Raw genomic sequence first — 25924 nt, forward strand, 5'->3', positions numbered from 1 at the left:
ACCTTCCCCTCCTTCTTATACTAGCTTGCTTTTTTCATTTTTGGTGAAGTTGACTTAATGGCAGTTTGACTATTGATCGCAAACAAGCACGCAGCAAGTAGAAGCATAGCACAAAAAATAATTGCCACTTGATATAATTGCTCATTTCCGATTGAGAACATGCTGATAATTAAAGAAATACTCACAATTCCCATTGCTGCACCCAAGCGGTTCTGCACATTAAATAATGTGGTTGCTTGTGACATCTTTTCTTTATTAATATGATGGAATGCCGTATACTGCATGGCAATCACGGCATGTCCTAACGTCAGTCCAATTCCAAATAAACAAATTTGTAAACCGATGATAGAACCAGTAGGGCCTATCCAACTGATGAGTAGGAAAAAGACACTGGATAATAAGAATCCATAAACAATCACACGATAAACGCCGAGAAGTTTTAATGTCAGGGGCATTACTCTTGATGCCACCATTAAACCAATCGCTTCAATAAAAATAGTTAATCCACTTTTTAATGGTGATGCACCAGTTGTATATTGATACATAATCGGGAACAAATACAAGAAACCTTGTAAGCCTGCCGCTCCAAGAAAAGAGAGCATGCTTATTCGTTTAAATGTCTTTTCCTCCAATAATTTTAAGTTCAATAATGGTTGATCTGCTTTTAATGCATGAAAAACATATGTAACAATCATTATTAGCCCAATCATCCCAAAAACGATTATTGGCAGACTCATTCCTGCTGTTAGTCGATTCAACGTATACATAAATAATGGAAAACCAATCACCATTAATAATAAGCCTTTCACATCTAGCTTTTTACCCATATACTCATGTTTTTCCTGTAAAAATAGTGCACCGATTATAACGATGAACAAGCCAATCGGAATATTAATTAAGAAGATCCACTGCCATGGTAAATAAGTAACGATTAACCCACCAATTATCGGACCAAGGGCAGGTGCTATAGCAATTGGAATGACGAAAGACCGCGACAGTTTCGGACGTTCTTCAATGGAAAACGTCCGAAAGATCATCGCCATGCCTATAGGGGCAAACAAGCCGCCTCCTAATCCTTGCAGAAACCGGGCTATGTTTAACATCGATACTGAATCTGCTAAAGCACACATATAAGAAGCGAATGTAAAAACGAGTGAGCTAACCATAAACATCTTTTTACTTCCAAAACGATCACCTAAATACCCTGCACAAGGTAAAATCATGCTAACCCCAACAAGATACCAGACAGTCAATCCACTTAACTGAGCGGATGTTACGCCCAGTTCAGCAGCAATCGAAGGAAGGGCAACATAGACGATTGTTCCGTCTAATGCCGCCATAAACATAGCTAGTATATACACTGTACATAATGCTCTTCTTTGGTATTTAACTTTTCTATCCATTGTCATTACAGTGATAGACTTTCCTTCTCTTTTTCATTTGGAAGTAGACTTTCCCAATGCTCTTCAATATATTGATGGCAGCTTGAAAGGGTAGTTTCCCCCCAAACCACTTGCCAGCCTGTAGGCACATCAATATAACTTGGCCATAATGAATACTGCCCTACATTATTCATTAAAACAAAATACAAAGAATCTTTTTGATCAAATGGGTTACTCATGTTTGTAGACTCCCTTCTAAATGCTTGTTTTCAATTAAACACTTTAACTCTCTTGCGATTCCTTCTCCTATTTCTGCTAAAGGTTCTGGTTGACACATATCTTTATGACGGCAAGCAATATCATATTGTCGCATCCTGCCATGAACATATGGTAACCATCTCGCTGGATCATCATTTTTAAACCACTCTGGAACAATTGTTGACTTGAAGAAAATCATATCTCCCTCATATACTTCTGGGTCATATTCTGACATGATACGAACGGAATTTTGATAGGTTTCTTTAAGATTTTCGATTGTTTCTTCATCCAATGATGCAAGTACACTCCCCTTTTCCTGAAGTAATTCTTTAACCGATTGTATTGTTAATTGATCGCCTTTCACTTCTTGAGGATCATAGCCCCCAAGTGCTAGCATCGCAATTAACGCATCATCTTCTGCTTCTTCTTCATTCATAGAAATGAAATGACCTGGATAGGAATCCATCATGACTAAAAACTCAATTTTCTCGCCCTGCTTTTGTAATTCAACTGCCATTGCATGAACAACGTTGCCTCCTAACGACCAGCCAAGTAAGCGATACGGACCTTTTGGTTGAACAGAACGAATCTCTTGGATATAATCCTTCGCCATTTCAACTAAACTTGTAGGTTTATTTTTCTTCTCTTTAATCCCTTTTGCTTGTAGGCCATAGATAGGAAAACGACTATCTAGTTTCGACATCAATCCAGCATAGCACCAGCTTAAACCACCTGCTGGATGCACACAGAATAATGGCGTCTCACTTCCTGTTTTTCGTAAACCCAATAATGACTGTAATGAAGCGCCTTCTTCTGCATCACCTTCAATCACTTTTGCGAGTTGCGCTGCAGTTGGTGCTTCAAATAACACACCAATGCCTAACTCTTTGCCGAATGTTGATTCTATTTTTTTCATTAATTGAACAGCTAATAACGAATGCCCTCCTAAATCAAAGAAACTATCATCAATACTTACTTCAGTTAAATGTAGGATTTCTGCAAATAACTGCGTAAGTATTTCTTCTTGTGGAGTTCTAGGTAGATGCCTATCTCCCTGCATTGTCTCCATCTCTGGTTTCGGGAGAGCTTTCAAATCTAATTTCCCGTGGTTCGTTAATGGAATATCATCTGTTCTAACGAAGTGATTCGGAACCATATATTTAGGCAATCTCATTTGTAAAAATTGTCTCAGTTCTTTGTAATCAATCTCATTGTGAGAGATGAAATAGCTAACCAATTGCTTATCACCATGCATCGTTAGTACTGTTGTTACAGCTTGTTTAATTGCAGGATACTGAAGAAGTGCTGCATTCACTTCACCTAACTCGATGCGGAAACCACGAATTTTCACTTGATGATCGGAGCGACCAATATAGTCAAGTGAACCATCTTCTGTCCATTTTGCTAAATCTCCCGTTTTGTACATTCGACTTCCTGCTGATCCATATGGATTAGCGACAAATCTCTCCGCTGTCAGTGCTGGTTGATTTAAATAACCATGAGCGAGTCCATCCCCACTAACATACATTTCTCCTATTACACCTTTAGGAACAGGTTGAAGGTAATCATCTAATATATACACACCTAAATCAGGGATACCTTCACCAATTAAACTACTAGCAGATTGTCGAATTATGTCTTTCGTTAGTTCTAAGTAACTGACGTGAACGGTTGTTTCTGTGATACCGTACATGTTAATAAGCTTTGTTTTTGACATTGCATGCAGGTTATACCAACTTTCCAATCTTGGTAGTTCCAACGCCTCTCCACCAAAAATGATATATCTGATTCGCAACATATCCGATAAATCAATTCTTTCTTTTTCAGCTTCCATTAATTGATAGAATGCAGATGGTGTTTGATTTAATACAGTCACTCGTTCTTTAACTAATAATTGTAGAAAAGCTTGTGGGTTTCTAGTCGTCTCGTATGGGACAATAACTAGTTTTCCACCATATAATAATGCACCCCATATCTCCCAAACAGAGAAATCAAAAGCATATGAATGGAAAAGTGTCCAAACATCATCATGATCAAAAGAAAACCATTGATTCGTTGAGGCAAACAGTCTTACCACATTGCTATGTGGAACTAGCACACCCTTTGGCTTACCGGTAGAACCTGATGTATAAATAATATAAGCTGGTGAACTCGGATATATCTCATTCCCCTCAATTTCTTCTAAGTTAGAAGTATCATACAATGTCAATGTTTGATGTAATTCTAGATCAAACACAATTTGATTCCCTTGTTCTACCTGTTTTTTATCAGTAATCATCATAGCCGCACCAGCATCACGATGGATATATTGTTTGCGATCTTCTGGGTAATCCGGATCTATTGGTACGTAGGCTGCACCGGCTTTCAATACCGCTAAAATACTTGTAATTAACTCCAAGGACCGTGGTAATGATATGGTGATAAAATCATTTGCTTTTACACCTTTATCAATTAACATTCTAGCAAGCTGATTTGCTCTTTCATTTAGTTGTTGATAACTGATTGATGTCTCATCATATGTTACCGCTATTTCATTGCGGTATTGTTCTACCATTTGTTCAAAGTTATGAACGATATGTTCTTGTTTCGCTGTTACTTTCTTTGATTGTAGATGTAATAACTCATTTTTTTCTGTGTCTAATAGAATCGGTAACTTTCCAACAGATTGATTCGGCGTAGCAATGATTGAACTTAAGAGAGTCAACCATTGTTGCAATAAATGTTGGATTTGTTCATGCTTATAAAGGTCTTTTCTATATTCAATCGCACCTTCCAATGTATCTTGATTAAATCCTTGCCAAAATTCAAAAGTTAAATCAAATTTCGCTGTGTTCGTACCGTTAATTTGAATTTCTGCATCCACTCCCTCCACTTTAAATGACGGTTGTGGTGTGTTTTGCATAATAATCATTGATTGGAATAATGGATGAACTTTATTAGAACGGGTTGGGTTAATCGCCTCTACCACTCTATCAAACGGTGTGTCTTGCTGATCATAAATACTCATATTTTGTTTCTTCACGCGATGTAGTAACTGTAAAAATGATGGATTGCCTGAAACATCTGTACGTAGAACAATTGTATTAACAAAGAAGCCAACGATTGCTTGTAATGACGGCTCATTCCTCCCAGCTACTGGTGTACCAAATGGGATATCATCACCAGCGCCTAAACGATGATACAGTGTTGCTAATGCTGATTGTAGAACCATAAACAACGTAACATCTTCATCTTTTGCTAACTGATTGAGTTGTCGATAAAGGTTTTTGTCCATCTCAAAAGTCAATCGTCCACCTTCAACCATTCTTTTTTCTGGTCTTTCAACCCCAAGTGGTAGTGGGATGGCCTCAGGTATGTGGGCTAATTGTTTTTTCCAAAAGGCAAGCTTTTCCTCCATATCATCCACTAACATTTCCTGTTGCCAGAAGGCATAATCACCATACTGAATAGGTAATGAAGATAAAACTGGCTGATCACCCTTAACAAAGGCCTCATAAGCAGTTGATACATCTTCCATAAATGGTGCAATCGACCACCCATCAGCGAATAGATGGTGATAAACAATACATAATATATTCTCTTTTTCATTTATTCTAAATAGATAGCTATGCCAACCTAATTCATTTTCCCAATCGATTGGCATTTTGATCGCTTCATCAATCTCATGATTGAGCTCATTTCGATTAATCGTTTTTTCATAGTATTTCAATGTTGCTTCATCAACTGATAATACCCTTTGATATACTTCACCATCTTTTGTTTCTATGACAGTTCTCAACGCTTCATGCTTTTTCATTACCTCAACTAAAGATTCGTATAAAGCGTCCTTTCGGAGTGTGCCTTTCAACTTGACTACTACAGGAATATAATAAGTAGAACCTACATTTTCTGTTTGTTCGATAAACCATAATCTTTTTTGTTCATGACTCATTGGAGCATACTGATCTCTCTTATGTGGCTTTAACTTTCTACCTTCAAACTTGTTGTCTGATTGTTCTTTCACTTGTTCAACAATAAATTGGATTGTTGGGTTTTGATAAAATGCTGAGAATGATAAACTTAGACCGAATTCCTCACGAAGCTTACCCAGTAATTGGGAAGCAAGTAATGAATGACCGCCAAGAGCAAAGAACGAATCGGTTTCGCGTATTTCATTCAACATTAATATTTGGCGGAAAATATTATAAACATCCTTCTGCAAAGGAGTCCAACATTCGTCATCTGTATAGCTTGCGTTACTTTCCAGCGGATTAGGTAATTCACGCAAATTTAACTTTCCATTAAGCGTCAATGGGAAAGCGTCCAAATACATAAAGAAACTAGGAATCATATAATCTGGCAAAAACTCACGTAAGTATGAATTGAAATCTTCACTTGTTTTCTTCACGTTCTCTGCCGCTATTATATAAGCCGTAATACGTTGATCTCCCGGTTGATCTTCTCTTACAATCACTTTACAGCTTTTCACATTAGGGTGTGCTAACAAGTGATGCTCAATCTCGCCTAATTCCATCCGATGTCCACGGACTTTTACTTGATCATCACTTCGTTTCACATAATGAAGTTTTCCAGATAAATCTCTTATGCCAATATCACCTGTTCGATACATTCTTTGGCCGTTTTCAGTAAATGGATTAGCCACAAACCTTGAGGAGGTGAGCGCTGGCTTACGATAGTAACCGTATGTAACAGCCTCTCCCGCAATATAGATTTCACCTGGTCTACCCGGAGCAACTAGTTGCAGGTTTTCATCCAAAATGTAAATTTCTGTGCCTGAAAGGGCGTCTCCCAGTGGTGGTGAAGTAAAACCATCAACTGACGTTAATACATAATGTGTAGACCAAATTGTCGTTTCAGTTGGACCGTAAACATGATGTACTTCTTGACATAACGTTTGCATTTGCTTAGCTGTATGTGAAGGAAGTTTCTCTCCCCCAACTAATACTTTGACATCCTGTAATTCTTCTGTTATAAATGGCAGGATCATTTGCCAATGTGTCGGTGTTGCTTGAACCGCACTAATGTGCTTTTCCTTTAATTCTTTTACAATATTTGGCGGATCAGAAATGACTGCATTCTTAGCGATCACACATGTGCCCCCAACCGTGATGGGTAAAATCAATTCTAATATAGAAATATCAAACGAAATCGTCGTTAAAGCATAAAAGCGATCCATATGGTTTAACTGTAAATGCTTATTCATTGCCGATAAGAAATAAGAAAGTGACTTTGCAGGTACGAGAACACCTTTTGGATTACCAGTTGAACCTGAAGTATAAATCATATACGCTGGATCTCCACTATTTACGGGAGGTAGCAAAGTTTCACTCTTATCCTTAAAAACATCGATGGTCATAAGATATGGTTGGAAACTTTTTGGTAGTTTCTGCTTCCCTTCAGTATCAGTAAGAATTAGTTGTGTTTGACTATCTTTTAACATATAGTTGAGTCTACTCTCAGGATAATCGATATCAATTGGCACATAGGCACCGCCAGCTTTCCAAACAGCCAATATGGCAACCAAAATATTGGCAGAACGGCTTACAGCTATCCCCGCAATAAAGGGATAATGGTACCCCGTGCTAATCATTTCTTTTGCTAATGCTGAAGTCATCTTATCTAGCTGTTCATATGTCCATATTTCCCCACTATATTCTAATGCCGGATGCTGAGGATATTTCTTTACCATTTCCTTGAATTGAATAAGCGGATGAACGCTTTCAGCTGTCTCACACCCTAAATCTTTTCGCATCAATGCGTTTTCTTCATCTAATAATAAATTAATCTTCCAAATAGGTTGCCCGCCATCAATACTTGGTAGCCTCTTTAGCCAATGGATTATTCTACTTGCATGTTGCTCTACTTCCAATTGCTGAAACTTCGTACCATTTGCTTCAATATCTACTCTTAGACTGCCATCTCTATCTTGCTCAAACATATTCATATTCATTAAATCAATCGGACCTGTGGCTAATTTATAAGTAGTGGCAGCGACATCGCCAAAAATCGGTTGATACGTAAACGGCATAATATTTACTTGAAAAGAGTTCAAAAAACTGCTCTGTCCAATAGTTCCTAAATCTCTTTGTAATTGTTCTTGACGATAATGTTGATGTTTACTATTCTCTCTCGTTTCATTTACAACTTCTTTCACCAGACTCATAAAAGTCGAATCATTAGAAAATGATAGCAGTAATGGTAGAATATTCATTGTTGTTGCTGGAATATTCATCGCAACTGTTGAACGATTCATCATCGGTAATGTTAATAAACTCTTGCGATCCCCCGTTATCTTATATTGATAAACCCCCATAGCTGCAATCACGAGATGTGGCCACGCGATTTTCCATTCTTTTGCCTTGTTTTTTATCTTTTGAAACTCTGTGGCTGTTAATTTTTTAGCAATTTTTATCGTAGATGTTGCCTCAGAAGATTGAAGCTCATTCTGAGACAATGAAACGTCGTGTGTGACTCCTTTATATTTTTCCTTCCAATATTTTTGATCTTCCATATATAACGAAGATTCTTTATACTTGTTCTCTTCTTCAATTAATAGTGACAATGGTTTAAAAGCAGGTTCTGGCTCAAACTTTTCTTTTAGATATGCTGAATAAGTACTTGCCACTTTGTTTGTTATCAATGAAAATCCTAATGCATCACAAGCAATATGATGTATTTTCTGATACCAAAGATATTCATCACTTGCTATTTTAAAGAGAATTTGCTTATATATCGGACCTTTTTTCAAATCAATTGACAGGGATAAGTCATCATTCATGAGATCAATAGCTGTTTGCTTAGGGGTCTTCATTAGACTCACATCGATATATTGAACAGGCACTTCATTCGGTTTTTGAAGAACTTGATATAATTTTCCATTCTCTTCAAAAAAGGTAATGTGGAGGCTGTCTGCTTCTTGAACAGTACTCTTTATACTTTCTATTAATAACGACACGTTTATTCGCCCGTTTATTTCAACATATTCGCCAGTATTATAAGCTGTCTTTCTTTCATCTAATTCATGGGCGTACCAAATACCTGCTTGGGCATCTGTTGCTTGCAGTTTGGTTGCTTCACTGATCATTACATGCTCCTCCTTTTAAGAATAGACTTCGTCTGTTTGTGGAAACATTTCATACCAAGCTTGTAGAGTTGGATTTGATGCCATTTTCATAAAGTTTACATCTGCTCCTTCAGCTCGCCATTCTTCTACTAACGTCATCATCCTAATGGAGTCTAACCCTAAGCTCACTAAGTCATCATCATCCTTGATTTCACTAGGGGAGATATCTAGTATCTCTGCTACTTTTGCCTTTATTTCACTGTGCGCACGATTAGATGCGTTTTTTCCTGATAAATCATGAAGTAGTGCTTCTGTTAATAAAACCTTCCCACATCTAGTTGCTGTATAATTTAATGCCTGTACATGTTCCTCATAAGAGAAATCAGCTACTGCATCGGCAATTAGAAATGGTTGGATATCATACATAAATGCTTCCATTGCCGTAGCTAAACAACCTATATGTGCATACACACCACATATAATAAGTTGATCACGACCATCTTCTTTCATACGATCAAGTAAATTTGATTTCTTAAAAGCACTATATCTCCATTTTGTTTGAATCGTATCATTGTCTGTTGGTGCCAACTCAGGTACAATACCTGTTTGCGCTTCATCTTCGGTTAGTCCTGGCCCCCAAAAATCGGTTAATAAGGCACGGTCTTCATCTTTTTGATTACCTGGTTGTGCCGTATAGACAATGGGTATATTTTTACTTTGACAATAAGCTTTTACATGAGCAATCTTTTCAATTACTCCCTCAATCAATTGAGAACCATTCTCATAATAGTTGATAAAATAATTTTGCATATCATGAATTAGCAGTACTGCGCGCTTATTATCAAGCTGCCAATCTACTTTATTTATTGGTAAACTATTTGCCTCAGGTAATGGATAGGTTTTGATTTTTGGTATTGACATAGGGAATCTCTCCTTTTATATTTTAGTAGCTAATTTTTCTTGGATGATTTCTCTTAAGCTTTTTTTACTTACTTTTCCAAGTGGTGTTTGTGGAAACTCATGTACAAATTCAAAACGGTCAGGTATCTTAAATGCGGCAATTCCTTTTAATTGTAGAAACGACTTCAAAGCTTGACCTGTCAGCTGTTCGTTTTGCGAGATAATAAATGCACAAGATCTTTCACCAAGGAATGCATCTGGCATACTGACAATTGCTGCATCTAATACATCTTCATGTGAGAGCAAATAATTCTCAACCTCTTCAGCAGCAATCTTTTCTCCACCACGATTAATTTGGTCCTTATCTCTTCCTTCTACGATTAAATAACCATCTTCCGTTTGTTTAACAATATCTCCTGTCCGATAAAAGCCATCATGAGTAAATGCTTTTTCGTTATGAGTCTCTGCATTGTAATAGGCAATTATCGTGTAAGGTCCTCTTACTTGTAAATGGCCCGTATCACCAACGGCAATAGACTGATCCTCTTCATCTACAATACGAATCTCATCAAATTCAGACATTGGTCTCCCTTGTGTATAAACGATTTTCTCATCTGTATCATCTAATCTCGTATAATTAACCAATCCTTCAGCCATGCCAAAAACTTGTTGTAGTGAACAGCCGAAGCTAGGTCCCACTTTTTTCGCTACTTCAGCACTACATTTTGCCCCACCTACTTGAATCACCTCTAAGCTAGTAAGATCGTAATCTCTTGACTTCTTTGCCTCAATCCAAATAATTGCTAGCGGAGGAACGAGTGATGTAAAGTTGACTTTTTCTTTTTCGATTAATGGAAATGCCGTATCTGGACTAGGATCGGGACTTAAAATGATGCACCCACCAGCATATAAGACACCAAAAACACCAGGTGAACTCATCGTGAAGTTATGTGCTACTGGTAATACAGCTAGATATTTCGTCCTTTCACTTAATTCACAGATTTCTACACTTTTTCGAATACTATATAAATACTCATCATGTGTTCTCGGAATTAACTTAGGCAACCCAGTACTTCCACCAGATAATTGGAAAAATGCTAAGTCGCTACCCGAAATATTTGGTAGATTCACAGATTCTTCAGACATTAGTGCTTCAACGTTTAAAAACTCCTGCTCATCTCCTGCGACAATAATATGTTGTAATGTATTGACTTTTCCTTTCACTTCTCTGGCCATCTTCACATAATCATGTCTATCAAAAACATCAGGTATCACATAAGCAACGGCTTTTGTATGTTCACAAAAGTAAGTAATTTCTGTTTGTCGATGCAATGGCAAAGAGAAAATAGGGAGAGCCCCCATACGGAATAGCGCAAAACAAACTTCAAAAAAGGTAATGGTATTGGTAAGTTGCAATACTACTCGATCTTGCTTCTTTATCCCAAGATGGATGAATCCATGGGCTAAGCGATTGGCTCTATCATTTAACTCTTCATACGTAACTTTACGATTTCCTTCAATCAGTGCAATGGATGTCGGTGTTAATGTTGCCATCCTTTCTAATACTTCACCAAAAGTTTCACCAGTCCAGCATCCATTTGAGCGATATTTTGTTGCCAATTCATCTGGCCAAGGTGTATATCCTTGTAACATTTACAACTCTCCTTTATGAATTATTCAATACCTAATGCACTTAACATCGTTTTTAATTTTGCGGCCGTTTCATCACATTCTTCTTGTGGTACTGACTGAGCGACAATTCCTGCTCCAGCAAATAACTTCATTTTTCGTTGACTCAGTTCTGCACATCTAATCGAAATCGCCCACTCTCCATCACCGTTCCTTTTACTATAACCAATCATCCCTGTGAAATAATGACGATTATATGGCTCGAGTTCATTCAACAATTGAAAAGCTTCAACTGCTGGAGTACCACAAATAGCTGGTGTCGGGTGAATACTCTCGGCTAATTGAACAGATGAAACGCCTTCGTCATACAACTCCCCTTCTATTTTTGTTGAAAGATGCCACATCGTTTTTGTAGAAATAACAGAAGGTCGAGCGGGAACAGTTAGTGTTCGACAATATGGCTTAAGATTTCTTTCAATCGCTTCAACGACAAGGCGATGTTCATATAAATCTTTTTCAGAGCAACTTAATTCTTGGGCCATCCTTTTATCATCCTCTTCGTTCGCCATCCTCGGTCTTGAACCTGCTAAAGGATTGGTAATCACTTTTCCTCCCTCTTTTTTAATCAGCAATTCCGGGCTAGATCCTATCAACGTATTTTTTTCATCTGATAAATGAACCGCAAAATTAAATTTATCTTCATTATCTGCTAATAAATTCTGTAAAACATAACGAATATTCACGTTTTTACTAAACTCAATTTGCATTAAACGGCCTAAAACAACCTTTTTAAGCTCTGCATTTTTTATTCTCGCTACAGCCTTTTCGACCATCATCATATATTCCTGTGGTTGTGGATGAAAATTCACCTTATTAGGTAATGGGAGTCGATTTCCTTCTTGATATCTTGTACTAGTCAACGGTTTCTCCAACATCACTTCTTTAGGGATGAATAAGGTTGCCACATCCTTTTGATCGAAAGGAAAAGCTGCTATCATCAGATCATGATGTCCATATGTCCGGGGACACTTCTGCCAAAGTAAATCCACCCGTTCACTAAAGGATTTTCCTTCCTGTTCTTCCGTATGTAATTCAACTTCCTTTCCCTTTGCTAAAATATGTTTTGTGGGAAAACCAAGGAAACTATCGCCATTATTATATAAATCCGCCATTTTATTGACGCTTTTTTCTTGTAATATCGCCATTAATATTCACCTCTTTTTTCGTCATTGTGCACCTAAGCTCGCTCCACCATCTATCACAATATTATTCATAGTGATATGACTTGCCTGATCTGAAACGAGGTAAAGAATCGAATCAACAATATTTTCCGGAGTGGCAATCCTTTGTAATGGAATACCTACGCGATATTCTTCTTGAACACCCTTAATTCCTTGCTCAATAGCACCGTCCTTCCAGAAGTCTCTTTGCATATCTGTGTCAGTGGCACCTGGCGAAACAATATTGCAACGTATATTGTATTTTGCAAGCTCTAACCCTAAACATCTTGTAAACATGAGAGAAGCAGCTTTTGATGCACAATACGCTGACATAGATGTTCTCGGTACAGATGCTGCGTTTGAACTAACTGTAACAATTGCCCCAGATTGTTTGGCAATCATCACTTTACTCACCTCTTGGGATAGATAAAATACTCCATTTGTATTAATAGAAAAAGTATGTTCCCATTCATCCATTGTCATAGATTGAATCGGATTTACTGATATCACTCCAGCAACATTGACAAGAATATCAATCGTTTTATATTTTTCTATTACTAGTTGTATCGTATCTGTTACATGTGCTTTATTTGATACATCACAGATGTAGCCTTCAAATGTTTGATCCCGGTTTGATAACTCTTCCGATAGTTGTTTTAGTTTTTCTGCTTCGATATCTAACCCAACCACTTGGCAACCTTCAAAACAGAGACGCTTGACTAAAGCGGCACCCATTCCTTTTGCTGCACCTGAGATGACTGCAACTTTTCCTTTAAGCATCAGAACACCCTTTCTCAACAGATAATCATTCTCAATTAAAATTAAAAAAGAAAGCGTTCATTTCTTTCTTAGATTGTTAGAAAAAAAATTACACTTTTAATGATAATGATTCTCATTATCACATCACAATATTAACAATAGTACAGATTCCTAATATTCGTCAAGGAGGAAAAAAATCCTATTTCTATGAAATCGAATGGTTTTTTATCGAATCGAATGGTTTGTAATGGAAAATTAAGGATTGAATGACGATCGATTGAACCAAAAAATTTTATAAATGTAGGAAAAGTTATTTAAATATCTATAGTAAAAAATACAGGTGGCTTTTTGGGAATTCATTCATTTTTCTTTTAAAAAACCTTTATTTTCTAATAAATTCCAGATAAAAAAAGAAACGAACTCTAAGTGAATGTCACTGTTAAGTTCGTTTCTTTGTTCATTCATTTATTTTACAAGTTCCAATACAGCCTCTAACATTACATTGACACCTGCTGCACAATCGTCATATGGAGTAAATTCATCTTCACTATGGCTTTTTCCATTTATACTAGATACAAATAACATAGCAGTAGGAATCATACTTGCGATAAACTGAGCATCATGCCCTGCACCACTAGCCATTTTTTTATATGGTAATCTCTGTTCTTTTGTCACATTTTCTAGTAATTGAACCATTTCATTATCAAAATGGACGGTCGAGCGATCCCAGAGTTTTTCAATGAATACAGTACATCCTTCACTATTTACGGTTTCTTGTACTTTTTTTATTTTTTCTTCTACAATTGCTGTTACTTCAGGTTCCTTATGCCTTGCTTCAATCGTAAAAATCACTTCATTTGGAATAACCGTATGAACATTAGGAGAAACATCTAGTCTTCCCATAGTAAATACGAGGTCATCTGGTAAACTACTTAATTCATTTCTAATATCTTGAATAAAGTTATTGGTTGTAAATAGTGCATCTTTACGTAAATGCATAGGCGTCGTGCCTGCATGATTAGAGTCACCTACGATTTTAATTTCATAACAGACCATCCCTACTACACAGTCAACTACACCAATCTTCAACTCTTCATGCTGAAGAACCGGCCCTTGTTCAATATGTAGCTCTAAAAAGGCATGCGCTTCTTTTAATCTATTGGCCTCAGAGCCATTGAAACCGATCTTCGCCAACTCTTCTTTAAAGACCTTGCCATCAGCATCTTTTTTGTTCAACATCTTTTCACTATCAAACTTTCCACTTAAAACTCCGGAGGACATCATTGAAGGTTCAAATCTAGCACCTTCTTCATTCGTAAAATTAACTAACATAATAGGAATCTTAGGTGTAATATTATTGTCAACAAGTGTTCTCACAATTTCTAAACCAGTAATTACCCCTAAAACACCGTCGAAACGACCTCCGCATTTTACTGAATCAAGGTGGGAACCGATGACCACCGGTGGACGCTCTTCTAAACCTGGTAAAAGAGCATACATATTACCCATATCATCAATTTTCACTTCCATTTTCAGTGCTTCACAGCAGGTTTTAAAATATTCTCGTGCTAAACGATCTTCTTCTGATAGAGCTAACCTTGTTACACCATTATTCTCTGTCCTACCAAAATTCGCGAAATGTTCAATCGTTTCTGTTAATCTCTCACTATTAATCCTTACTTTTTGTTTCTCCAAAATGTCATCTCCTTCAACAACTTATTTACGATTAATTAAATGGACAGAAAAATACTTGCGTGCATCAGCTGTTAATATGTGTAACGTTTCAGAGTAAATCGTTGAACCTGTAATTCTCTCAAACTCCACAAAGGCACCACTTAAATTCTCTGTAATGCTTTTAATTGTATAACCGTTATTTAACAGGACATCAATGCTTGTTTTTTCTTTCATATATTCAATATGCTCAGACATTTGACCATCTCCTTTATTGGACTTTTTCTTTGACTTTAGTATTTACTATTTCCTGTTCATCAATAGATAAAACCCAATCTCTTCCGACTGTAATTCCCAGATATTTCTCGTCACTAGGATCATTCATTTCGCTTTGCTTGTATTTTTTAAACCACCAGTACTTCGCTAAAACATAATATAGAACAGCTCCAACGACAAAACCTACAATGGAAGAGTAGGTAGACAATAGATTGGCACATATCCCCCCGACAATCCAAGCAATTAGTCCAGCGCCATTAAAACCTGCAAAATATTTGAATTGCCCTTCATTCTCATATAATGCTGGCACATTCACTCTTCTCTTTCTTAATAAATAATAATCAGCAAATAATATACCAACGATAGATGTTAGGATTCCCCCAATGACTAATAACGCTTGATTAAGCACATCAAACAAGCTCCATGGCTGCGCAAGAGTACCAATAATTCCTGCAAAAATGACTCCTACCCAAAAAGGTACTTTCGGCCCGCCTACATTAGAGAAAACAGTTGCTGCTGGTATAATGTTGGCCGAAGTATTTGTAGACCACTGTGCTAAAACAATCATTAATAGAAGAATCCCTAAAATAAAACCACTAGCTGACTCTTGTAATGCCACAATTGGATCTGATGTGCTAACTGCCATATATGATACAGCGCCAATCGCAATCATGAATGTATTCACAATTGGCATCACGATGATATTACCAATTAACTGAGATTTATTGCGTTTAAACCAATTCCTCTCATTTCTAGGGGCTTTAAAGAATCTTGATAAGCTTGGCATATCTGCTGCAAGTGTAGCCCAAAAGCCCATATTTGCCATAATTACAACCATGAAAGCTGTAAAAGCAGTTATACCTGTCGCAGGACTTTCCACCCAAGTCCAGACATCTTTACCTTGGCTTGTTGCATTATCTGATAATGTAATATACATCCAACATGAGATTATAATAATAATAGGGGCAGCTAAATCAGCAAACCGTTCAATCGATTTAATTCCTAATGCTGTATTGATTAATTGTGCAGCAGCAAAAAGAATAAAGCATACGAACCACTGATCAAAGCCAAAAAGAAGATTAAGTATCCCGTTAATAGCGGAAGCACCAAAGTAAGTGTTTATGCCAAACCAACATGAAGCAGTTATCCCCCTAACAACTGAAGGAATATGTGTGCCAATTGTTCCAAACGGCGCCCGCATGTATACAGGAAAAGAAAGTCCATGTTCCACACCAATATCACCAATTAAGGACATCAATATCCCAATGACCACTGAGCCGATAATGGTTGCTAACAGAACCATAGGAAGCGATAAATGAACAATTCCGCCACCACCAATAGCAAATGCTGCTAGCACAATCGCCATACCAATCCAAATAACTGCAAAACCAAAGGTACCAATTTTCCTTTCCTTATAACCAATTGGCAATAGGTCCGGTGATTTTAAATAATTATCTTTCTTCTCCAATATGGACACCCCCTTAATATGAACAACACATTTAGTAAAGTTCTTGAAGTTGGATACCCTGCTGAAATCATTTCAGCAGGGCGCAATAAAAGTTAAATCATTGTTGGTCGTTTTTCTAACGTTTCTCCATATTTAGCACGCTTAATAAAATTACCCTGACCTGCTTCACCTACAAATTGTTTATCTTTGATGATAAAGTTACCCCTAGATAACACTGAAATAGGCTCTCCTGTAATTTTCATGCCTTCAAAAGGATTGTAGTCAACTGCCATATGATGCGTTTTCGCCGACAACGTCCGTTCGACATTGCCATCATAGATAACAAGATCAGCATCAGCGCCAACAGCTATCGTACCCTTTTTCGGATATAATCCAAATAATTTAGCTGCACGGGTTGAAGTAATCTCTACAAATTGATTAAGTGATATTCTCCCTTTTTTCACACCTTCTGAAAATAAAATACTTACGCGGTCTTCAATTAATGGACCACCATTTGGAATCTTAGAAAAATCACCTTTTCCTAAGTCTTTCTGGCCAACAAAATCAAAAGAACATTGATCAGATCCGAGTGTTTGTAATTGTCCTGTCTTTAACGCATTCCATAAATGATCTTGATTCCATTTTTCTCTTAATGGCGGTGACCAAACATATTTAGCTCCTTCAAAATCTGGTTTCTCCAAATAGGTTTGATCCAAGACCAAATATTGCGGACAGGTTTCACCCCAGATATCGATACCTTGACTTCTAGCTTCAGCTATTTTTTTAGCCGCATCTGCACACGAAACATGCACGACATATAATTGGGATCCAGCAAGTCCGGTAAGTGTTGCAGCTCTTCCTGTTGCTTCTGCCTCTGCTTCAGGGGGACGAGTTAAAGCATGATAAATAGGGTCTGTATTTCCTTTTGCTAATGCGTCCTTTACTAAATAATCAATTACATCACCATTTTCAGCATGCACCATGACAAGTGCCCCAAGTTCTTTAGCGGCAAGTAAAGTTTTATATAGTGTCTCATCATCTGCTTGGAATTGATTTTTATACGCCATAAATACTTTTAATGAAGTTATGCCTTCTTCCTCAACCATTTTCGGTATCTCTGCTAATACAGCGTCACTGCTCTCAACAATTTGCAAGTGAAAACCATAGTCAATGACCGCTTTATTTTTTGATTTTTGATGCCAAGTTTCAACGGCGCTACTGAGTGATTTCCCTTTTGTCGTTAAACAAAAATCAACAATCGTAGTTGTTCCACCAAATGCGGCAGCTTTTGTACCCGTTTCAAAATCATCTTTAGTGACCGTTCCACCAAAAGGCATGTCTAAGTGAGTATGGGGGTCAATCGCACCTGGGAAGACATAATGTCCTTTTGCATCAACGACTTCCGCACCACTCTCTTGAAGATTCTCTCCGATTTGCATAATTGTTTCATCTTCAATTAGGATATCTGCTTTGTAAGTATCTGTTGCTGTAACAATTACTCCATTTTTTATGAGTTTTTTCATAAGTAACCACCCTTTCTCACTCTTTTACTTCGCTGTACTATTTGCAACATAGCTTATATTTGCAATGGCTTCTTGCCTTTCATTCCAAGTCATCGGTGGTAGTTCATTTCGTTTTTCGACCATATCGATTGCTCCATCTACAGGACAAACAATCGAACATAAATTACAACCGACGCAATCTTCTTCGCGAACTTGGAGATAAGGCTTACCATCAGTTCCGGTCAGCATATCAATACATTGATGGGAGGTATCCTCACAGGCAATATGGCATTTATTACAATTGATACAAACATCATTATTAATGTGTGCGACAATTTGATAGTTTAGATCTAAATCGCCCCAATCAGAATATTTGGGTACAGACTTACCGATGATTTCATTTACCGAAGCGATCCCTTTACGATCTAAATAATAATTCAGCCCATCAATCATATCTTCTACGATGCGGAAGCCATGATGCATGGCCGCTGTACAAACTTGTACGCTTGTTGAACCCATGAGCATAAACTCCACAGCATCTTGCCAATTAGATATACCACCAATTCCTGAGATTGGCACACCAATTCTACTATTACGTGCACATTCTCCAACCATATTCAGAGCAATTGGTTTCACTGCAGGTCCGCAATAGCCACCGTGGGCACCCTTCCCTCCAACATGCGGAATGGTATTCCACGTTTCAATATCTACACCTGCTAAACTATTAATCGTGTTAATCATACTAATTGCATCTGCACCACCATTAACCGCAGCCTCAGCTGTTGCAGTTATATCGGTGATATTTGGTGTAAGTTTCACGATTACCGGTGTCTTCGCTACTTCTTTTACCCAATAGGTTTGTTGCTCAACAAGTGCTGGTACTTGACCTGAGGCTGCTCCCATTCCTCTTTCAGCCATCCCATGCGGACAACCGAAATTTAATTCAAGTCCATCGACACCCACTTCTTCCACCTTTTTGACAATTTCATGCCATTTTTCTTGTTTCGGTTCGACCATCAACGAAGCAATGATTGCATGATTAGGATATTTCTTTTTTGTTTCATAGATTTCTTTCAGGTTTACTTCCAACGGTCGATCAGTAATTAATTCAATATTATTAAACCCTGCTACTTTTTGACCATTAAAACTCACTGCTGCAAAACGCGAAGAAACATTTAAAATGGGGTCACCTAATGTTTTCCAAACTGCACCTCCCCACCCAGCTTCAAAGGCACGCTGTACTTGATAACCTGAATTGGTTGGCGGAGCTGAAGCTAACCAAAATGGATTTGGGGATTTAATTCCAGCTATATTTGTACTTAAATCTGCCATTATTTCACCTCCAAGATATTTAAGCAGTTTCTATCGTTTCTTTTAATAGAGAGCGGTGGATGCTTATGGCACTCGCTTTTCCTTGTTGTGCAGCAGACACAACCATTGCTTCACCTTGTCCTTTACCAAATATACAATCTCCACAGGCAAATACTTTACTGTTAGATGCTTGAAAGGTTTCACTATCTATTGTCACAACACCACCATCGTGACTAATTTCAAATTGTTCAATTAAATCAATATAACGACTTTGTCCGATCGCTTTAATCACTGCATCTACTTCAATCGTAAATTCAGAATCAGTTAAGGGTACAGGACGTCTCCTTCCATCTTCACCAGGTTCCGATAAAGTCATCTTGACACATTTAATACCTGTAACTTTCCCTTGCTCATCTCCTAAAATTTCAACCGGAGCTGTTAACCAGCGAAATTCGACACCATCCTGCTTTGCAAATTCATATTCAAAATCATAAGCGGTCATCTCAGCCAGCGTTCTTCTATATAAAATTTTGACATTATCCGCTCCTAATCTAACTGAACAAGTTGCAGCATCGATAGCTGTATTACCAGCCCCGATTACTGCTACCTTTTTTTTGTATATGTCATCATGAATAGGTGCTGTCTTTGTTTCTTTTACAAATTCAATCGCATCATGAACGCCATTTAAATCTTCACCAAGAATGCCTAATTCTGGTACAGATGACATACCAATGGCTAAAACAACAGCATCATTCTGTTCCAGAATTTCTTTAGCAGAGATATCTACCCCTACTCTCGTATTTGTAACAATGTCTACATTCAATTTTTTTACTTGTTCTACTTCCCAAAAAGATATTTTCTGCGGTAATCTAAATGAGACGATTCCGTAAGTATTTAATCCTCCCGCTTCACTTTCTGCTTCGTAAATCGTTACTTTATAACCCATTCTTGCTAATTCTCTGGCTGCTGATAAACCGGCAGGCCCACTTCCTATAATCGCTACTTTCTTTCCATTTGGCTTTCCAGCATGAAACAGGGTCGCTTCATTCTTAATTGCCCAGTCCGTTGCATACCGTTGTAAATTTCCTATTAAAATAGGTTTAGTAGAATGATTGAGTACACATGCGCCTTCACAAAGTTCTTCTGTCGGACAAACGCGTGCACAACTAGCTCCTACAGGATTAGCAGACATAATTGTTTTTGCAGATCCAAATAAATTATCTGTGGCAATTTTTTTAATAAAACTAGGGATATCAATTCCCGTTGGACACGCTTGAATACAAGGAGCATCATAACAATACAAACATCGATTGGCCTCATCCAGTGCATCATGCTTAGAAAAAGGTGGTTCTACTTCTTCAAAGTTCCGCTTTAGTGTTGCTAATGTCTCTTTTCGGTCGCTTTTCACTATAGAGTAACCTCCTTAAAAGATAGCATCTTTGAATGTTAGTTTTTCTAACATTAATTAAACTGAATTGTTAGAATCTTATAATCATTTTACTGTGTTCTAATCGATTAATCATTATACAATTCGTAAAATAGTTCACTAGTCTTGCTTGTCAAAATGTAAAAAGCAAAGTTTTGTAAGCGCTTCACTTAATACTTGTTCCAAATAGTTTTTTCTTTCTAATTTTTGAATGTTATTTATCCTTACATACCCTGTAAATATTAGTGTTCTTTTACATTCTGAAATGGCAAACATAAGCAATTTATTATGTCTCACAAATAATAATTGACTAATGCTTGTTTTAAGATCTTGTAAGAAATAGAATCATAAACCTTAAATATTAATGTAAAGAATTATTAGGGAGAGCCTTTACAAGACCCTAGAGATGTTTTTTTAAGAGGATACGAGTGGAAAGGACTTTGCAATTCACTATAATGTTATTTCTATTTATTTTTTCTGTATGGAAAAACGAAAACAGTAGTGAGCTCATACAAAGCAAGTGTTTTTCAAAGATCATTTTTTACAGACTTCTTATGTTTATTAGGTATATACCTATTTCTTAATTATTGATCTACTTTAAATTAACACTGTTTTTCGTGACCTTGTTGTTTTTTACATAAATGAAAGAGAACCTCTCTCGTTGTTCCCTTTCTTACCAGACTTTTTCAAACTTTTATTGTTCCTTTGATCGTTTTAATACGTTCTTGCTCTTCTCCCTTATCTAAGTATTCGAAAAAACCAAGTCGATTTCCCCATGGGTCTGTGAAAGTTCCCCATTTCACTGGTACTTCAGGTCTTGAATGTATTTCAAACCTATTGATTTTTAAAACTTCTATAAGTCTGTCTCTTTCAGCCTCAATATTAGTAACTCCTAAACGCAGAGGTCCGTTACCCTCGGAAAGAGTTCCTTCTGCGACCTGCAACCAACATCCAGGAATGAGTTCCCACTCAGCGAACCCCTCATGTGGAGTAAAATCAGGCTTCTTATTAAGCAGTGTTTCATACCACTTTTGCCCTTCTTCAATATTGGCAACTCTAACTTGAGTAGTCATTTCAAAAATCATTTATATCCCTCCTAAATGTAAAATTAAATATAATACATCTTGTACTTTCCGTTATCACTATGAAAACGATTTTAACGAATAATAAGCTTATCAATTTCCTGGAAACAAGTCATTTCTAATAGCTTTAACAAGCACTAATTGTTCCTTTGAAAGTACATTTACCCCTTCTTACAAATTGAAATGCTTCCTTAACCACGATGAAGTTAACCCAAAATAATCGGAAACGGCGTAAATTAAAATAGACCCGAATAATCGATCGGGCCTAATGTTGAAAAAATTATTTCAAAGGAGATTATTGCATTACCTTACAGATATCATTTGTGAACGCTACCGGGTCTTCCACAGATAAGCCTTCAATCAGTAATGCTTGGTTATAAAGTAAATTGGTATATAAAGCTAATTTTTCATCATCATTATTATTAAATGCAGCTTGGATACTATTGAAGACAGAATGGTGGATATTCAGTTCAAGTACTTTATCTGCTTTGACATTTTGATTATCTGGCATCATACTTAATACTTTTTCCATTTCAATGGTTACTTCACCATCAGCTGATAAACAAACAGGATGAGATTTTAGTCGTTTGGATGCACGGACCTCTTTTACTTTACCAGTAAGTATTTCAGACATTTTCGTTAATATTTCTTTATTTTCTTTTACTTCATCTTCATTGTCTTCTTCTTTGTCTTCCGCATCAATTCCTAAATCTCCACTAGATACTGACTTAAACTCTTTTTCTTCATAGTTAACAAGCATTTTAATTGCAAATTCATCAATGTCCTCTGTAAAATAAAGAATTTCATATCCTTTATCGGCTACGATTTCTGTTTGTGGTAGCTTGTCAATACGATCAATTGAATCACCTGTAGCATAATAAATATATTTTTGCTCTTCTGGCATTCTGCTTATATATTCATCTAATGTTACTAGTTTTTTCTCTTTGGACGAATGGAACAATAGTAAATCTTTTAATAAATCCTTATGTGTACCAAACTCATTGTACACACCAAACTTGATTTGGCGACCGAATGATTCATAGAACTTCTCATATTGTTCACGTTCATTTTTCAATAATGTTTTTAACTCGCTTTTAATTTTCTTATTAATATTTTTGGCAATCAATTTTAATTGACGATCATGCTGGAGAATTTCTCTTGAAATATTTAAGGATAAATCTTCAGAATCAACCATCCCTTTAACAAAGCTGAAATGATCAGGTAATAAGTCTGGGCATTTCTCCATAATTAACACGCCATTTGAATATAACTCTAACCCTTTTTGATACTCTTGAGAGTAATAATCAAAAGGACGATTTTCTGGGATAAAAAGAATGGCATTATATCGAATGGATCCATCGACACTTACATGCACATGCTTTAATGGCTGATCAAACCCATACCGTTTCTCTTGATAGAAGTTTTGATAATCTTCATCCGTTAATTCATTTTTGTTTTTACGCCAAATTGGAACCATGCTATTAATGGTTTGTTCTTCTATGATCTCTTCAAATTCTTTGTCATTATCTTCTTTCGGTTTACTCGTTGTGACATCCATTTTGATTGGATAACGAATGAAATCAGAATATTTCTTAATAATTGATTTTAATTGATATTCATCAAGGAAATCATCAAAGTTCTCTTCTTCTTCATTTTCTTTTAATTTAAGTGTGATGGTTGTACCTACTTGATCTTTCGTTGTTTCCACAATAGTATATCCATCGGCCCCTTGAGATTCCCAAAGATAAGCTTGGTCACTATGCAAAGCTTTGGACAATACTTTTACCTCGTCTGCTACCATAAATGCTGCATAAAATCCGACACCGAACTGCCCAATAATATCATGACCATCTTTTGCTTCATTCTCTGATTTAAAAGCAAGGGATCCACTTTTAGCAATGACACCTAGATTATTTTCTAGTTCTTCTTTTGTCATTCCGATACCTGTATCAATAATGGTTAATGTGCGTGTTTCCTTATTAGGAATCACCTTTATGTAATAATCGTCTTGTTCGAAAACAAGTTGGTCGTCAGTCAACGCCTTATAATAAATCTTATCAATTGCATCACTTGCATTAGAAATTAATTCACGTAAAAACACTTCTTTTTGTGAATAAATAGAATGTACCATCATATCAAGCAATCGTTTCGATTCAGCTTGGAATTGAATTTTTTCTGCCATCTTCACAGTCTCTCCTTTATCATGAATTTTTCAAAGACTAAATTAGCACTCTATCTTATAGAGTGCTAATACTATTTTAATATCCTCTTTTTTCCCAGTCAATAGTTAATATTTATAAAGAACGCACCATTCCGCCATCTATTAAAATAGAAGAACCCGTTACGTAAGTATTAATATCTGAACATAGGAAAGTGACAAATTGAGCAAATTCTTCAGGCGTGCCATAACGACCTAACGGGATCGATTGTACTGATGCTTTTTGCACTTCTTCTTTCGAAATCCCCTTTCTATTAGCCGTTAATTGATCAAGATAGTCAATACGATCTGTTGCTATTCTACCTGGTGCAACCGTATTGATTAATATTTGATGCGGAGCCAATTCATCAGCAAGCGTTTTAGTCAAACCAACAATTCCTAAGCGAAATGTATTAGATAATAATAAACCTGGGATTGGTTGTTTAATAGATGTGGAAGCAATATTGATGATTTTCCCGCCATGTTTCTTCATTTCAGGCAATACACTTCGGATCGTTCGTACGTAGCTAAGTAAATTTAATTCGAACGAACGATACCAGTCATCATCCGATAAATCCTCAAATCCGCCACCAGGAGGTCCTCCAGCATTATTGATAAGGATATCAATGGTTCCATATGTAGCTTTTGTCTTTTGAACAAGTTCTGTAATATCTTCCTGTTTTGTAATATCACACGCTTGGTACTCCACTTCCATGAAACCACTTGATTTTAGCTCCTGTTGTACGACTTGTAGTTTACTTTCATCTCTACTCGAAATCATTACTTTGGCGCCTTCCTTAGCTAATTCAAGGGCAATCGCCTTTCCTAAACCTTGACTGGAAGCTAATACTAAAGCTACTTTACCTTTTATTTTTAAATCCATCGACTACTCCTCCTATTTCTTTCTATAAAATATATCAAACCGCTCCCATAAGTCTTCTAACTTCTCTAATCTTTCTTCTACAACTTCTGTCCGCTCTTTCCCTAAATAAACAATTAAAGCATTAATTAAACTAAGTGGTGCGGTAAAGGAGTCGATAAACGTTGGAAGCTTGCTAGAAGCAGTTAATACTACGTCTGCATATGGCACTAATGGTGACGTTAAATGATCAGTAATAGCAATCACTTTTGCTCCATGTTCTTTTGCATATTGCACTTGTTCAATTGTATTCATTGAATAACGAGCAAAGCTGATACCAATCACTACATCATGCTCATCCAACTTAAATAACTGTTCAGATACAGTGTCAACAGCACCGATTAATTCACTATGTCCAAGGATGATATTTAAATAATATTGCAGAAATACACCTAATGACCGAGCACTACGATTGGCACTGATGTATATTCTTCTTCCCTCTAATATATATTGTGCTGCTCTCATAAATTGTTGTTCATCTAACTTTTCCATCGTCAATTGAATGTTAGCCATATCATCCTGGAACAGAGAGACAACCCCTTCTCTTTCGTGTTCATACACATCTGATGACATTCTCAATCTCTCTGTTGTAGTGAGTTGTTTTTGGATAGAGCTTTGCATATATTGCTGTAGATCAGAGTAACCAGTAAATCCAAGAAAAACGGCAAATCTAACAACAGTAGCTTCACTAACTTTCGTAGATTTGGCTAGTTTAGCGACAGTTAAGAATGGAATTTCATTTTTATGATCTAACATGTATGTAGCAATTTTCTTTTGAGATTTACTCATTATCGGATATTGATCCGTGATTAACTTTTCGATATTCTCCATTTTGTAAGTCATACCTTTTCTTCAAAATTAACAGATTTCTTTCTCATACAT

General features: G+C 36.7%; 17 protein-coding genes. All 17 read right to left on the reverse strand.

Annotation, left to right across the window (positions count from 1 at the left end; genetic code table 11):
* Positions 1–20: 20 nt before the first annotated feature.
* Positions 21–1409: a DHA2 family efflux MFS transporter permease subunit gene (locus MKX83_RS13525; RefSeq protein WP_095373064.1), complete on the reverse strand. Its 1389-nt coding sequence runs from the start codon at positions 1407–1409 to the stop codon at positions 21–23.
* Positions 1409–1621, reverse strand: coding sequence for an MbtH family protein (locus MKX83_RS13530; protein WP_095373063.1), 213 nt, complete (start codon positions 1619–1621; stop codon positions 1409–1411). The genes MKX83_RS13525 and MKX83_RS13530 overlap by 1 nt, the downstream gene beginning before the upstream one ends.
* On the reverse strand, positions 1618–8724 hold the full coding sequence (locus tag MKX83_RS13535; protein WP_341055826.1) for an amino acid adenylation domain-containing protein: 7107 nt from the start codon (positions 8722–8724) through the stop codon (positions 1618–1620). The genes MKX83_RS13530 and MKX83_RS13535 overlap by 4 nt, the downstream gene beginning before the upstream one ends.
* Positions 8725–8739: 15 nt before the next feature.
* Positions 8740–9624: an isochorismatase family protein gene (locus tag MKX83_RS13540; RefSeq protein ID WP_341055829.1), complete on the reverse strand. Its 885-nt coding sequence runs from the start codon at positions 9622–9624 to the stop codon at positions 8740–8742.
* A gap of 15 nt (positions 9625–9639) precedes the next feature.
* On the reverse strand, positions 9640–11256 hold the full coding sequence (locus tag MKX83_RS13545) for a (2,3-dihydroxybenzoyl)adenylate synthase (protein ID WP_322909463.1): 1617 nt from the start codon (positions 11254–11256) through the stop codon (positions 9640–9642).
* 20 nt (positions 11257–11276) lie between these two features.
* Entirely contained in the window at positions 11277–12437 is a 1161-nt protein-coding gene (locus tag MKX83_RS13550) for an isochorismate synthase (protein ID WP_095373059.1), read from the reverse strand.
* Between the two features lie 21 nt (positions 12438–12458).
* Entirely contained in the window at positions 12459–13232 is a 774-nt protein-coding gene (locus MKX83_RS13555) for a 2,3-dihydro-2,3-dihydroxybenzoate dehydrogenase (RefSeq protein WP_095373058.1), read from the reverse strand.
* 444 nt (positions 13233–13676) lie between these two features.
* Entirely contained in the window at positions 13677–14906 is a 1230-nt protein-coding gene (locus MKX83_RS13560) for a Zn-dependent hydrolase (protein WP_341055833.1), read from the reverse strand.
* A gap of 21 nt (positions 14907–14927) precedes the next feature.
* Positions 14928–15140 carry a hypothetical protein gene (locus MKX83_RS13565; protein ID WP_095373056.1) on the reverse strand — a complete coding sequence of 71 codons (213 nt, stop codon included), beginning with the start codon at positions 15138–15140 and terminating at the stop codon, positions 14928–14930.
* A gap of 13 nt (positions 15141–15153) precedes the next feature.
* Positions 15154–16626: an NCS1 family transporter gene (locus MKX83_RS13570; RefSeq protein WP_224938384.1), complete on the reverse strand. Its 1473-nt coding sequence runs from the start codon at positions 16624–16626 to the stop codon at positions 15154–15156.
* Between the two features lie 92 nt (positions 16627–16718).
* Positions 16719–18128 (reverse strand): dihydropyrimidinase, encoded by a 1410-nt coding sequence (gene hydA, locus MKX83_RS13575; protein WP_224938385.1) that lies wholly within the window; start codon positions 18126–18128, stop codon positions 16719–16721.
* 24 nt (positions 18129–18152) lie between these two features.
* Complete coding sequence (gene preA, locus MKX83_RS13580; protein ID WP_224938386.1) at positions 18153–19439, reverse strand: NAD-dependent dihydropyrimidine dehydrogenase subunit PreA; 1287 nt, start codon at positions 19437–19439, stop codon at positions 18153–18155.
* A 19-nt stretch (positions 19440–19458) separates the two neighbouring features.
* Positions 19459–20826 (reverse strand): NAD(P)-dependent oxidoreductase, encoded by a 1368-nt coding sequence (locus MKX83_RS13585; RefSeq protein WP_341055840.1) that lies wholly within the window; start codon positions 20824–20826, stop codon positions 19459–19461.
* Between the two features lie 704 nt (positions 20827–21530).
* The gene (locus MKX83_RS13590) at positions 21531–21929 is read right to left on the reverse strand and encodes a VOC family protein (protein ID WP_095373052.1); all 399 of its coding nucleotides are present in this window, start codon (positions 21927–21929) and stop codon (positions 21531–21533) included.
* 292 nt (positions 21930–22221) lie between these two features.
* A complete protein-coding gene (gene htpG, locus MKX83_RS13595; protein WP_341055843.1) occupies positions 22222–24108 on the reverse strand; it encodes a molecular chaperone HtpG in 1887 nt (628 codons plus the stop codon).
* A gap of 112 nt (positions 24109–24220) precedes the next feature.
* On the reverse strand, positions 24221–25006 hold the full coding sequence (locus MKX83_RS13600) for an SDR family oxidoreductase (protein ID WP_095373050.1): 786 nt from the start codon (positions 25004–25006) through the stop codon (positions 24221–24223).
* A 12-nt stretch (positions 25007–25018) separates the two neighbouring features.
* Positions 25019–25885, reverse strand: coding sequence for a MurR/RpiR family transcriptional regulator (locus MKX83_RS13605; RefSeq protein WP_341055849.1), 867 nt, complete (start codon positions 25883–25885; stop codon positions 25019–25021).
* Positions 25886–25924 lie beyond the last annotated feature (39 nt).

Source organism: Cytobacillus sp. FSL M8-0252 (assembly GCF_038007345.1).
Classification (GTDB): Bacteria; Bacillota; Bacilli; order Bacillales; family Cytobacillaceae; genus Cytobacillus; species Cytobacillus kochii.